The sequence below is a fragment of the Agrobacterium sp. CG674 genome (assembly GCF_053521645.1).
In genome coordinates, this window is record NZ_JBNWDZ010000005.1 from 52,163 (window position 1) to 65,412 (window position 13,250).

Here is a 13,250-nt window from a genome sequence, read left to right on the forward strand (position 1 = left end):
CATCATTCAAACGGACAGATGCAATCGCCGGTTTCCAAAGGTGGTCGAATTGGCGATATGGTTTGTTTTCACACGTCGGATCTGCCTGAAAGAGCATTGATGTTTGCGGCCGATCCCCGAAATCAGTCAGTGAATGCGTTCTGATAAAGGTCAAGAGAACGCGTCGCGCTCTCATCGTTTGCAAGGCTTCAATATGCGTTTGTCATTTCTGCCCGTCATCGTTCTTGCGATGCCCATTCTGGAAATTGCCGGTTTCATCGTGGTTGGAAAGGCGCTCGGTCTGTGGTTGACGCTCGGCCTTGTGCTATTCACCTCATTCCTCGGTTTGATGATCCTGCGCTCCGGCGGGCTTGGCATGGTTCGTGACCTGCAGAATGCGGGCAAGACGGGCGAACAGCCGGCACAGGCCATGATCAGTGGCGGCCTGCGCGTTATCGCCGGCATACTGCTTTTCCTGCCTGGCTTCATCACAGATATCATCGGTCTTCTGCTGCTCGTGCCAGCGGTTCGCGCACTCATGTGGAAGGCTCTAGGATCGCGCATCGTGGTGGCGGGTGCATTCAGAGGTCCAGGCGCTCGCACATCCAGCGGCCCTTCTGGCCATCCCGGTTTTCGTCCCGGTCCACAGCCGGATGGCTCGGCCAAGGTTGTCGATCTGGATGAGGATGACTTTCACCGTGATGGTCCGAACCAGTCTCCCTGGTCGCCTGACAAGGACAACCGCAACCTTCCAAAACCCTGATCCGCTGAAGTCGGAGGGTTGTAAGGCATTTGTCGAGATGATAGACGGGCTTGCAAGAATTCCATGCTCGAGGACATGATATGACCACTGAAAACGGTGCGCAGGACGGTGCAAACCCTTCCCTCAACATTTTGACCCAGTACACCAAGGATTTGTCGTTCGAAAATCCAGGTGCACCGCGTTCGCTTCAGGCTCGTGATGGCGCACCTGCCATCAACATCAATGTCAACGTCAATGCCAACCCCATTTCCGGTTCGGATTTCGATGTTGTGTTGACGCTGAATGCCGAAGCCAAGGATGGCGATAAGGTTCTTTTCGTTGCTGAGCTGACCTATGGCGGCGTTTTCCGCATCACCGGTTTCCCGCAGGAGCACATGCTGCCAGTTCTCTTTATCGAGTGCCCGCGCCTGCTGTTCCCGTTCGCACGCCAGATCATTGCCGATGTAACCCGCAACGGTGGCTTCCCGCCGCTGATGATCGACCCGATCGATTTCTCGCAGATGTTTGCGCAGCGCGTTGCGGAAGAACAGGCCCGCGCCAAGGTTCAGGCCGTACCAAACTAATCTTTCGTCATAGACGAGAGACAACAGAAACCCGGGTCAACGCCCGGGTTTTTTAATGGCTGTATTTATTCCAGATCGCCTTGTCACCCATGGCGAGAACCAGCTTGCCATGCGCGGCAGCTGTTTCCGAATCCAGCCTTGACGGCAAGGCTCGCGTCCTGACGGGAATATCGATAGGGCCTTTATCGACGACATCATTGGTCCGTGCTTTGGTCGCACCGCCGAAACCGAGCGCGGTCTGGCGACCGCCAATCATCTCAATATAGACTTCCGCCAGAAGTTCGGAGTCGAGCAAGGCTCCGTGCCTGGTGCGGTGCGCATTATCGATACCATACCGGCGGCAGAGCGCATCCAGCGAGTTCGGGCCCATCGGGTGCTTGCGCCGCGCCATGGACAGAGTGTCGGTCACAAGTTCCGGCGACACCGCCTCTATGCCGAGGCGGGCAAACTCCGCATTGATGAAGCCCATATCGAAGGTCGCATTGTGCGCTACCCATCGCGCACCTTCGAAGAAGTCGCGGATCTCCTGCACGACATCTGCGAATTTCGGCTTGTCGCGCAGAAACTCATCGGTAATTCCGTGAACCGCCAGCGCATCGGGGTGCACCTTGCGATCTTCAGGGTTGATATAAAGATGCAGCGTTTTGCCCGTCGGGAAGTGATTGAAAAGCTCAATGCCGCCGATTTCGATGATGCGGTCAGCCTTGGATTCCAGACCGGTGGTTTCCGTATCGAAAATGATCTCACGCATCGTCTTATCTTTCCTCTCGCGCCGAGCGCAACGTCTCAAGCACTGCACGGACCTGGGCATGGGCGTCATCGACGCTGGTGTTGGTGTCGATCACAAAATCAGCGCGTGATCTCTTTTCCTCATCCGGCATCTGCCGTGCAAGGATCAATTCAAATTTCTCTTCCGTCATGCCGGGCCGGGCAAGAACACGCTGGCGCTGGCGCTCCGGTGAACAACTGACTACCACGACTGTATCGACGCGGCTTTCGGCACCGGTCTCGAATAGCAGCGGTATATCAAGAAGCGCAATTTCGGCATTGGCATGGCGTGCCTGCTCCATAAACTCGTCCTGCTTCTGCCGCACCAGAGGATGAACGATTGTCTCAAGGGTTTTAAATTTAGCCGGATTCTGTCGAAGGATATCTCCGAGTTTCTGCCGGTCGACCTTTGCGTCCTGCGTGGTACCGGGAAAGGCGTTTTCCACCAGCGCCACGGCCTCACCCTCATAGAGTTCATGAACGACCGCATCAGAATCACAGACCGCGACGCCCTCTTGCGCAAACAGTTTCGCGGTTGTTGATTTGCCAGTGCCAATCGATCCTGTCAGTCCGATGATGATCATTCAATGCCTCGCAATGTCGGCGATGAGAAGTTTCCGCAATTCGTCATCCACCTCAGGCATTGGCCCGAACCATTTCTGAAAGCCCGGTTTTGCCTGATGCAGCAACATGCCCAACCCATCCACTGTCGCAAATCCCTGACTCTCAGCCATCGCGAGAATGGGTGTCTGGAGCGGCACATAGACAATATCAGTCACAACGGCACCATCAGACAGTGTCGAGAAATCAATCTCTGGCGCGCCATGACCATCCATACCGAGCGACGTCGTATTGACGAAGAGACCGCATCCCGACATCACCTCCTGCAACGCATCGAAGGGATGGGCATGGACAGTCTTGCCAAACCGATCTTTCAGTTCCCTGGCACGATCCACGGTCCGGTTGACCACATGGATGTCCTGATAGCCACGATTGCGCAGCGCCTGAATAACAGCACGACTTGCCCCGCCAGCGCCGAGCACGACCGCCTTGCCAACCTTGTCCCAGCCCGGATGGCATGCGTCGAGATTGGACACAAAGCCGTAGCCGTCTGTGTTGGTCGCATGAATGAGCCCATTTTCCAGCCAAACCGTGTTGGCTGCACCCATCTCCTGCGCAATGTCATCTGGTCGGTCAGCCAATCGGTAGGCGGATTCCTTGTGGGGTATCGTCACATTGCCGCCGACAAATCCACCATTTGCGCCTGCCTTCAAATCAGACATGAAGGTCGCGAAATTATCCGGTGCGATTTCCAATGCCTCATAGGATCCCTCAACACCGAACCGTTTCAACCAATATCCGTGAATGAGCGGCGAGCGCGAATGCTTCACCGGGTAGCCGGTGACGAAGGCTTTGATGGTTAATGTTTCACGTGAATCAACCATCGATCAGGCCCAATGTGTGAAGTTTCGTTAATAATGGCAGCAGCGGCAAGCCGAGGATCGTGAAATAGTCCCCCTCAATTGCGCTGAACAATTGAATGCCCTCGCCTTCGAGCTGATAGGCGCCGACACTGGACAGCACTTTTTCCCCGACCCGCTCCAGGTGGCGGTCCACAAAGGCTGAGTTGAGTTCGCGCATCGTCATATCGGCAAATGTCACGATCTCCCAAAGGATCTCGCCATTGCGGGCGATGGCAGCGCCACAGTTCAAACGATGGGTCTTTCCTGACAATGACATGAGATTGGCATGGGCTTGGGCCATGTCTTTAGGCTTGTGATAAATCCTGCTCCCAAGCGACATGGTCTGATCGCAACCCACCACGATGGCGTCCGGCTTTACCGCGCTGACCGCAAGCGCTTTCGCCTTGGCAAGCTCTACGGCAATCCTGTCCGGCGTCGCTCCATCCTTTTCTAACGCCGCATCGATGGCGCGCTCATCAATATCGGCGGGCTCGGCGGAAAATGTCAGTCCAGCATTGCGCATCAACATCTGGCGTGATGCGCTGGAGGAGGCGAGTATCAGCTCTGGTTTCATCGACCGTGGTCTCCAAACAAGGGTGCGAAGGGGATTACCGTGTCCGTGGGCGCAGGGCAAGAATGGCCGCCGCCGTCTCTTCAATCGAGCGCCTCGTCACATCGATCAGGGGCCAGTTGTTGCGAGCGCACAGGGCGCGGGCATATTTGAGCTCCTCCATGATGGTGGCGCGGTCGATATATTGTCCACGATCAAACCCACCCGTCGTGCCCAGCTCACGGTTTTCTCGCACTTGGGATATGCGGTCGGACGTTGCGACGAGACCGACGATCAGCGGTTTCGTCGCCTTATAAAGACTGTCGGGCAAAGGCACATCCGGCACCACAGGAATATTGGCGGTCTTGATGCCGCGGTTTGCCAGATAGATGCTGGTTGGCGTTTTTGACGTTCGGCTGATACCGATAATGACGACATCCGCCTCGTCATAATGTTCTGGCATCTGACCATCATCGTGGTCCATGGCGTAGTTCAGCGCTTCGATGCGGGCAAAATAATCCGCGTTGAGCGCGTGTTGTGCCCCCACTCTCCGCCTTGAGACCGCACCCAGATAGGTCTGAAAAATGCCGATGACCGGTTCCAGAATATTGACGCAGGGCACGCCGATCGCGTGACATTGAAGATCGAGGAACTCGGCCAGTTTCTCATCGACGATGGTGTAGAGCACGATGCCCGGTTCCTGATCGATGCTGTCGATGACCTTTTGCAGCTGCTTCTGGTTTCGGATCATCGGATAAACATGCTCAAGCGGCATGGCCGAGTGAAACTGTGCAGACACCGCCCTGCCCGCCGACATCAGAGTCTCGCCGGTTGAGTCAGAAATCAGGTGCAGATGGAAGAAACTTTTTGGGTTCTCCACGTTGTTTTTCTCTCCCTGTTGATAGAGGTGCACAACATGAGGGCTGGAAGCCATCGCCGGGTCACCGAGCGTATAACTTCCGTTTTATCCACAATTGGCTTTCCGGTGTAGCCAGCAAATCGGTGATTGTGGATTATGGGGAGAGATAAAGACGATTAAATTTCATCCAGAGCTTATCCACAGGGCTGGCTATCACGCGCTCTCTCCCAAATAATTGAATCTGCTAATAGATTTCCATTGATCCGCACAGTTTTCCCATCTGCTGAGTCCGCTATCCGGTTGGATCAGCCTTTCCCACAGATGCGGCATTTAGACTGGATGAATTTTAATCCTTGCTACTCACAGACTCTAAGAAATAGAAAATCATTTAGATCTATTAGATTTTATTTTTAGAGAAGATGTGTGCATGGCCGAGCGAAGCGTAATCCGGGTTCTCAACGGTGAGACACTCACTCCACCTCCGATCTGGCTTATGAGACAGGCAGGACGATATCTGCCGGAGTACCGCGAGACGCGGAAGACAGCAGGGAGTTTTCTCGATCTCTGTTATAATCCAGAGCTTGCGACAGAAGTGACGCTGCAGCCCATCCGTCGTTTCGATCTCGATGCTGCAATTCTGTTTTCCGATATTCTCGTGATACCCGATGCCTTGAACCGGAATGTCTCTTTCACGGAAGGCAAGGGTCCAGCCATGGATCCGATCAACCCGGAAGAGATTTCTGCGCTGAAGGGTGATGGCGTACTGGCGCATCTGGCTCCCGTCTTTCAGACGGTCAAGCGCCTGAGACATGAGCTGCCGGAAAAGACCACCCTTCTCGGTTTCTGCGGTGCGCCCTGGACTGTCGCGACCTACATGATTGCTGGCCACGGAACGCCGGATCAGGCGCCAGCGCGGCTTTTTGGTTATCAACACCCCGAAGCGATGGAAAAGCTGCTGGCGTTTCTGGCAGAGATGTCTGCCGACTATCTGGTTTCACAGATCGATTCCGGTGCCGATGCCGTCCAGATTTTCGATTCCTGGGCAGGCGTGCTGGGTGAGAAGGAATTTGAAGAATACGCTGTGAAGCCCGTTGCGCGTATTATCGCATCCGTTCGGGCCCGCCGTCCCGGTGCCAAGATCATCGCATTTGCAAAGGGTGCCGGTATTCTCTTGAAGGATTATCGCCAGAAGACCGAAGCCGATGCCATTGGTCTCGACTGGAGTGTTCCCTTGTCCTTCGCCCGTGAGCTTCAAAAGGATGGCCCGGTTCAGGGCAACCTCGATCCCATGCGCATGGTTTCCGGCGGCAAGTCTCTTGATGAGGGTATCGACGCCATCCTTCAGGTACTGGGCAACGGCCCGCTGATCTTTAATCTCGGTCATGGCATCACGCCGCAAGCGGATCCTGAGAATGTCGCAAGACTGGTATCTCGTGTTCGCTCCTATGGAGCCAGATAATGAGCGACAACGCCCAGACATCAGCCACAGCTGGCCGAAAGACCCGGTTGCGGGCAGGTGCCGCGCTGGCTGTCTTCGTTGGCATGGTGGCCGTGGTGCTGCATGTCGATCCGGCTGATGCCTATCTGTGGATCAAGGCGCTTCACATCATCGCGGTCATCTCATGGATGGCGGGTCTGTTCTATTTGCCCCGGCTTTTCATCTACCACACGGATGCAGCGCCGGGCTCTGATAAGTCCGAGACCTTCAAGATCATGGAACAGAGATTGATGAAGGTCATCATGAACCCTGCCATGATGATTTCCTGGTTGCTCGGGCTCTATCTCGCCTGGTCGGTCTATGGTTTCTCGGGTGGGTGGCTTCATGCCAAAATCGCACTCGTCGTTGCCATGACTGTGACGCATGTGTATTTCAGCCGCAGTGTTCGCCGCTTTGCACGGGATGAAAACACCCGCAATGCTCGTCACTGGCGGTTGATGAATGAAGTTCCAACCCTTCTGATGATCGCAATCGTCATACTTGTGGTTGTGAAACCCTTCGCATAACGGCTCATCACGATAATTTTCTCGGAATTGGTGCTTTCCTCTTGCGGGTTTCGGGTTGAGCCGCTATTTTCCGCACACTCATCTCAATGGCATGTGAATTATTCAGCCGTCTGCGGGACACCCTCAGTACCTGATTCGCGATCAAGCCTTCCCCCACACACATATTTAAAACGGTCTTTCTCTTCATGGCTGAAATGAAGCTTCAGGAACTTAAGAGCAAATCTCCGACTGATTTGCTGACTTTTGCCGAATCCCTGGAAGTCGAAAACGCGAGCACGATGCGCAAGCAGGAGCTCATGTTTGCTATCCTCAAGGTACTGGCGAGCCAGGACGTCGAGATCATTGGTGAAGGTGTCGTTGAAGTTCTTCAGGACGGTTTCGGCTTCTTGCGTTCCGCGAATGCCAACTACCTCCCCGGCCCGGACGATATCTACATTTCGCCATCGCAGATCCGCCGTTTCTCGCTGAAAACAGGTGATACGGTGGAAGGTCCGATCCGTGGACCCAAGGAAGGTGAGCGTTATTTCGCCCTTCTGAAAGTCAACACGATCAATTTCGATGACCCGGAGAAGATCCGTCACAAGGTTCACTTCGACAATTTGACGCCGCTTTACCCGAATGAGCGGTTCAAGCTGGAACTTGAAATTCCGACATCCAAGGACCTCTCTGCCCGCGTGATGGATCTGGTTACGCCGCTCGGCAAGGGCCAGCGTGGATTGATCGTCGCGCCACCGCGCACCGGTAAAACCGTTCTGCTGCAGAATATCGCGCACTCGATCACCGCAAACCATCCAGAATGCTATCTGATCGTGCTTCTCATCGATGAGCGGCCGGAAGAAGTGACGGACATGCAGCGCTCCGTTAAGGGCGAAGTCGTTTCTTCTACCTTCGATGAGCCAGCCGTTCGCCACGTTCAGGTCGCGGAAATGGTCATTGAAAAGGCCAAGCGCCTTGTCGAACATGGCCGTGACGTCGTTATCCTGCTGGATTCGATCACACGTCTCGGACGCGCTTACAACACGGTCGTTCCCTCTTCCGGCAAGGTTTTGACCGGTGGTGTGGATGCGAATGCTCTGCAGCGGCCAAAGCGCTTCTTCGGTGCGGCCCGTAATATCGAAGAAGGCGGCTCGCTGACCATCATCGCGACGGCCCTGATCGATACGGGCAGCCGTATGGATGAAGTCATCTTCGAAGAATTCAAGGGCACCGGTAACTCGGAAATCGTTCTGGATCGCAAGGTCGCTGACAAGCGCATCTTCCCATCCATGGATATTCTCAAATCCGGTACGCGTAAGGAAGACCTTCTCGTGCCGCGCCAGGATCTTCAGAAGATCTTCGTTCTTCGCCGGATTCTTGCGCCAATGGGAACAACGGATGCCATCGAGTTCCTGATCGACAAGCTGAAGCAGACCAAGACGAATGGCGATTTCTTCGAATCGATGAACACCTGATTCATCGGCCTGTCTTGTAGCAATGAGTGATAAGGCCGCGTCTGGAAAACGGACGCGGCCAATTGTTTGAGAGGTAGGGAGAACGAGATGGCGCATCCGGAAAGTACAATATATGCGCTTTCAAGTGGGCGCCTGCCAGCGGGTGTCGCCGTGCTGCGCATTAGCGGATCGGAAGCGTTTAACGCGCTGGCAGCGCTGATCGGCCCTCGACTGCCCTCACCCCGGAATGCCTCTCTGCAAACGATTCGAAACCGAAACAATGAAGTCCTGGATCAGGCTCTTGTCCTTGTGTTTCCCGGTCCTAATTCTTTTACCGGCGAAGATTGCGTGGAAATCCAGCTTCACGGAAGCCTTGCGGTTGTTGACGCGGTCTTTGCCGAATTGGACGCCATTCCCGGACTTAGGCCCGCAGAAGCCGGCGAGTTCTCAAAACGCGCCTTCGACAATGGCAAGATGGACCTGCTGGAAGTAGAGGGTCTGGCAGACCTTCTTAAAGCCGAAACGGAGATGCAGAGACGGCTCGCCGTCGAGCAGACATCCGGCAGGCTGTCAGCGGTTTATGACGGCTGGGCAAACAAGCTGACCCGTTGCCGTGCCTTGATCGAGGCGGAGCTCGATTTCTCGGATGAAGAAGATGTACCTGACTCCGTGGCGGCGCAGGTCTGGGATGAAGTCGGTAAACTGCATCTGGAGATTTCCCAGCATCTGAGCGGTAGCGCATCCTCGGAAATCATTAGGGATGGTTTCAAAGTCGCCCTCGTTGGCGCGCCGAATGTCGGCAAATCAAGCCTTCTGAATGCACTGAGCGGGCGTGATGTCGCTATTGTGACCGATATTGCCGGAACCACGCGTGATGTGATCGACGTTGACCTCAATATTGACGGTTACCTTGTGCGGCTCTACGACACAGCCGGTCTGCGCGATACAATTGACCCAGTTGAGATTGAAGGGATTTCTAGAGCCCGCAGAACTGCAGCCCAAGCTGATCTCGTTTTGCTTCTCTGCGATATCGATTCGGAAGCGCAACAAATTGATACGACGGGAGATACGACCGTCATACACTTGGCAACCAAAGCTGATCTGCGCGGTGGAGGCGATCTGACTGACTGTGATCTCGCCATATCCGCCAAGACCGGCATTGGCCTCGATGCCTTGAGATTGGCGATTACCTCTGAGATTCAAAAGCGCGTTGGCTCGAGCCACGGGCTAGCTCCCGTTCGCGCTCGCCATAAGAAACGCCTTGAAGAGACGCTCAACTATGTTAGTGATGCGCAGAATTCCGAAGGAATGGACCTTGCGATCAGGTCGGAGTATCTCAGATTGGCGGCGATGTCGCTGGGGCGTATAACAGGACGCGTCGATGTTGAGGATTTGCTCGGTGTGATTTTCTCCGAGTTCTGTATCGGAAAATGATTCACGTGAAACATTGAGCCGGACGCGGCTTCAAGAACAAGGATTTATTATAATGACATATGATGTCGTTGTAATTGGCGGAGGTCATGCCGGTAGCGAAGCGGCCGCTGCTGCCGCACGTCACGGTGCAAAGACGGCGCTGCTCACCCATAATGCGCAAACAATCGGTATCATGTCCTGTAACCCGGCGATTGGTGGTTTGGGTAAGGGTCATTTAGTCCGCGAAATTGATGCGCTTGATGGATTGATGGGACGTGTCGCCGATGCGGCTGGCATTCAATTTCGTATGCTCAACAGAAAAAAGGGTCCTGCCGTTCGTGGGCCCCGCACCCAGGCAGACCGCAAGCTCTATAAGCAAGCGATGCAGCGCGAGATCGCTGAGATCGGCAATCTGAGCGTTGTCGAAGGCGATGCCTATGATATCGAGTTTAAGGACGGAGTCATTTCTGCGGTCGTTCTGGCCAGTGGAGAGAAGATCGCATGCCGCGCCGTTGTTCTGACGAGCGGGACATTCCTGAGGGGTTTGATCCATATCGGTTCCGAAAAGATTCCGGCTGGACGTGTCGGAGAAAAGCCTTCGGTCGGTCTGTCGGACACTCTTGCGCGTGCTGGCCTTAAAATGGGCCGGCTGAAAACCGGGACACCAGCGAGGCTTGACGGAAAGACGATCGATTGGGAAGCTGTCGAGCGTCAGGGGGCGGACGAGGATCCAATTCCTTTTTCCTTCATGACGGATACGATTAACAACCGTCAGATTGAATGTGGTGTTACCCGCACGACGCCTGCTGGGCATAAGATTATTCAGGACAATATCCACCTTTCGGCCATGTATTCGGGTCAGATCGAAGGTGTCGGCCCGCGCTATTGCCCATCGATCGAAGACAAGATCGTTCGCTTCGGGGAGCGGGATGGCCACCAGATCTTCCTCGAGCCAGAAGGGCTTGATGACGACACAATCTATCCGAATGGTATTTCGACGTCTCTTCCACTCTCCGTGCAGGAGATGTTCATCCACACCATTCCGGGTCTGGAGAAGGTAAAAATTCTTCAGGCAGGCTATGCCATCGAATATGATTACGTCGATCCCAGAGAATTGCGTCCTTCCCTCGAATGCCGGAAAATTCCTGGCCTCTTTCTGGCTGGGCAAATCAACGGTACGACAGGCTATGAAGAGGCAGCGGCGCAGGGGTTGGTCGCGGGCCTCAATGCTTCGCTGCTGGCCAGCGATAGCGCTCCCCTGCATTTCAGCCGGACCGAATCCTATATCGGCGTCATGATCGATGATCTGACGTCCAAGGGTGTATCCGAGCCATACCGCATGTTTACATCTCGTGCCGAGTACCGCCTATCACTCCGCGTCGATAATGCAGACCTGCGGTTGACGCCGGTTGGTCTGGCGTCTGGAATTGTCGGCGCCGCGCGTGCGAAGCGATACGGTGAATTTGTAGATGACCTTGACCAGGCGCGTACCCGTCTGCAGGATTTGTCCATTACGCCATCGCAAGCTGGCGTCCACGGGTTGAAGCTCAACCGCGATGGGCAGAGGCGAACAGCTTATGAACTCCTTGCCTATCCCGACACTACCGTTGACAGCCTGAAACAGGTCTGGCCTGAGCTTTCGGCTCTGTCTCCGAAAATCGCTGAAGTTCTGGAAATCGAAGCCAGCTACGCTGTCTATATGAAGCGTCAGCATGCTGACATCGTCGACATCAAGCGTGATGAAGACCGAACGATACCGGATGACTTCGATTTTACACAGCTGTCCGGCCTTTCGAGCGAGCTAAAACAGAAGCTTCAGGCCGCCCGTCCTACCAGCATTGCGCAGGCAGCGAGAGTGGATGGTATGACACCCGCTGCGATTTCCCTTATTCTTGCCTTGGTAAGAAAAGGCTCTGCCTCCACCATCGAAAAGCGCACAGCACAGCTATAACGAGTCCTAGCATGATGATAAACGGCCAGAGTGTTTCACGTGAAACACAAGAACGACTCGAGCATTTTGTTGAGCTTTTCAAGAAATGGAATGCCACGACAAATCTGGTGGCACCCTCCACTCTCCCAGAGCTATGGTCACGCCATATTGCCGATAGTGCCCAGATATTCCATCTCTCACCCCAGTCGCGGACTTGGGTCGATCTGGGTAGCGGTGGCGGCTTTCCCGGCATTATTACCGCCATTTTGCTTGCAGAGCAGCAGGACGGATGGGTTCATCTCGTCGAAAGTAACAATAAGAAAGCCGGATTCCTGCGCGTTGCGCTGAAAGAAACTGGCGCACGCGGCTCGGTCCATCCGGTCCGAATCGAAACAGCACCGCCGCTCGTCGGCCCCTGCGATGCTGTCTCTGCACGCGCACTGGCGGAGCTGGATTCGTTGTTTGATTACATCCATCCATGGGCCGTTTTGAACGGCAAATTGCGTTCCTATCTCAACAAAGGCAGGGATTACGAAGCAGAGGTGCAGAAAGCCCGTATTCGTTGGGATTTCGATCTGATAAGACATCAAAGCAGTATAGAGGCGAGCTCTGTAGTGCTCGAAATCAGTGATCTACGTCGAAAAGCTGATTGACCAGGTCAGGTACGGCATCATGTTTGAAAAAAATCGCATCATTACGATCGCCAATCAAAAGGGTGGTGTGGGAAAGACAACCACGGCCATCAATCTGGCAACCGCTTTGGCGGCCATTGGTGAGCGTGTTTTGCTGGTTGATCTGGATCCCCAGGGCAATGCGAGCACGGGGCTTGGCATAGACCGTCGCGAACGCAAGCTTTCCTCCTACGATCTGTTGATCGGCGCCAATTCGATCAGCGAAGTGGTTGTTCCCACAGCCGTTCCCAATCTCGACATCGTCGCATCGACGATGGATCTGCTGGGCTTCGAAATGGAAGTAGCCAATGCGTCCAACCGCGTCTTTCTGCTGCGAAGTGCTTTGCATTCCGCGGAGGCTCTTGCCTACTCCTACATTCTGGTTGACTGCCCGCCTTCGTTCAATTTGCTGACGATGAATGCCATGGCAGCAGCGCATTCCGTTCTGGTCCCTCTCCAGTGCGAATTCTTTGCACTCGAAGGTCTCAGCCAGTTGCTGGACACGGTCAATCAGATACGCGGCACGGTCAATCCGGCTCTCGATATTCAAGGCATCGTCCTGACGATGTTTGATTCGCGCAACAATCTTGCCCAGCAAGTCGTGAACGATGTTCGCACGCATCTTGGGGAAAAGGTCTACCACACCCTCATCCCTCGAAATGTGCGTGTGTCCGAAGCGCCGTCCTATGGTAAGCCAGCGATCCTGTATGATCTGAAATGCGCGGGGAGCCAGGCCTATTTGCAGCTGGCATCCGAAGTCATTCAGCGTGAACGCTTGCGGAAAGCGGCGTAGCAAGGCTTGCTGTCTGGATTGTTGACGGCTAACGCGTCTGATATCCTGACGTAAGCGGTTAAGC

Annotated in this window: 14 protein-coding genes; 9 read left to right on the forward strand and 5 right to left on the reverse strand. The window is 54.6% G+C overall.

Annotation, left to right across the window (positions count from 1 at the left end):
* Positions 1 to 193 precede the first annotated feature (193 nt).
* Positions 194 to 742, forward strand: coding sequence for an FxsA family protein (locus tag ACQZ51_RS15130; RefSeq protein ID WP_448778419.1), 549 nt, complete (start codon positions 194 to 196; stop codon positions 740 to 742).
* 80 nt (positions 743 to 822) lie between these two features.
* Entirely contained in the window at positions 823 to 1,305 is a 483-nt protein-coding gene (gene secB, locus ACQZ51_RS15135; protein ID WP_042615668.1) for a protein-export chaperone SecB, read from the forward strand.
* A 52-nt stretch (positions 1,306 to 1,357) separates the two neighbouring features.
* Here secB and dnaQ read toward each other — a convergent pair whose 3' ends face one another.
* The 5 genes from dnaQ to ACQZ51_RS15160 are packed head-to-tail and all read right to left on the reverse strand — an operon-like array spanning position 1,358 to position 4,966.
* Positions 1,358 to 2,056 (reverse strand): DNA polymerase III subunit epsilon, encoded by a 699-nt coding sequence (gene dnaQ, locus ACQZ51_RS15140; protein WP_448778421.1) that lies wholly within the window; start codon positions 2,054 to 2,056, stop codon positions 1,358 to 1,360.
* Between the two features lie 4 nt (positions 2,057 to 2,060).
* Positions 2,061 to 2,657, reverse strand: coding sequence for a dephospho-CoA kinase (coaE, locus tag ACQZ51_RS15145; protein ID WP_448778423.1), 597 nt, complete (start codon positions 2,655 to 2,657; stop codon positions 2,061 to 2,063).
* On the reverse strand, positions 2,658 to 3,518 hold the full coding sequence (locus ACQZ51_RS15150; RefSeq protein ID WP_448778424.1) for a shikimate dehydrogenase: 861 nt from the start codon (positions 3,516 to 3,518) through the stop codon (positions 2,658 to 2,660). It abuts the gene before it with no gap.
* A complete protein-coding gene (locus ACQZ51_RS15155; protein WP_448778426.1) occupies positions 3,511 to 4,110 on the reverse strand; it encodes a Maf-like protein in 600 nt (199 codons plus the stop codon). Before ACQZ51_RS15155 ends, ACQZ51_RS15150 begins: the two co-directional genes overlap by 8 nt.
* A 34-nt stretch (positions 4,111 to 4,144) precedes the next feature.
* A complete protein-coding gene (locus tag ACQZ51_RS15160) occupies positions 4,145 to 4,966 on the reverse strand; it encodes a pyruvate, water dikinase regulatory protein (RefSeq protein ID WP_448778428.1) in 822 nt (273 codons plus the stop codon).
* A 406-nt stretch (positions 4,967 to 5,372) separates the two neighbouring features.
* Here ACQZ51_RS15160 and hemE point away from each other — a divergent pair, with 406 nt between their 5' ends.
* From hemE to ACQZ51_RS15195, 7 genes are all read left to right on the forward strand, one after another.
* Positions 5,373 to 6,404, forward strand: a complete 1,032-nt coding sequence (gene hemE / locus ACQZ51_RS15165) for a uroporphyrinogen decarboxylase (protein ID WP_448778430.1) — start codon at positions 5,373 to 5,375, stop codon at positions 6,402 to 6,404.
* Positions 6,404 to 6,949 (forward strand): protoporphyrinogen oxidase HemJ, encoded by a 546-nt coding sequence (gene hemJ / locus ACQZ51_RS15170; protein WP_448778432.1) that lies wholly within the window; start codon positions 6,404 to 6,406, stop codon positions 6,947 to 6,949. The genes hemE and hemJ overlap by 1 nt, the downstream gene beginning before the upstream one ends.
* Positions 6,950 to 7,134: 185 nt before the next feature.
* Positions 7,135 to 8,400 carry a transcription termination factor Rho gene (gene rho, locus ACQZ51_RS15175; RefSeq protein WP_155398682.1) on the forward strand — a complete coding sequence of 422 codons (1,266 nt, stop codon included), beginning with the start codon at positions 7,135 to 7,137 and terminating at the stop codon, positions 8,398 to 8,400.
* A gap of 87 nt (positions 8,401 to 8,487) precedes the next feature.
* Positions 8,488 to 9,813: a tRNA uridine-5-carboxymethylaminomethyl(34) synthesis GTPase MnmE gene (gene mnmE, locus ACQZ51_RS15180; RefSeq protein ID WP_448778434.1), complete on the forward strand. Its 1,326-nt coding sequence runs from the start codon at positions 8,488 to 8,490 to the stop codon at positions 9,811 to 9,813.
* A gap of 52 nt (positions 9,814 to 9,865) precedes the next feature.
* Positions 9,866 to 11,743: a tRNA uridine-5-carboxymethylaminomethyl(34) synthesis enzyme MnmG gene (gene mnmG / locus ACQZ51_RS15185; RefSeq protein ID WP_448778436.1), complete on the forward strand. Its 1,878-nt coding sequence runs from the start codon at positions 9,866 to 9,868 to the stop codon at positions 11,741 to 11,743.
* An 11-nt stretch (positions 11,744 to 11,754) separates the two neighbouring features.
* Complete coding sequence (gene rsmG / locus ACQZ51_RS15190; protein ID WP_448778438.1) at positions 11,755 to 12,375, forward strand: 16S rRNA (guanine(527)-N(7))-methyltransferase RsmG; 621 nt, start codon at positions 11,755 to 11,757, stop codon at positions 12,373 to 12,375.
* 16 nt (positions 12,376 to 12,391) lie between these two features.
* The gene (locus tag ACQZ51_RS15195; protein WP_342365811.1) at positions 12,392 to 13,186 is read left to right on the forward strand and encodes a ParA family protein; all 795 of its coding nucleotides are present in this window, start codon (positions 12,392 to 12,394) and stop codon (positions 13,184 to 13,186) included.
* Positions 13,187 to 13,250 lie beyond the last annotated feature (64 nt).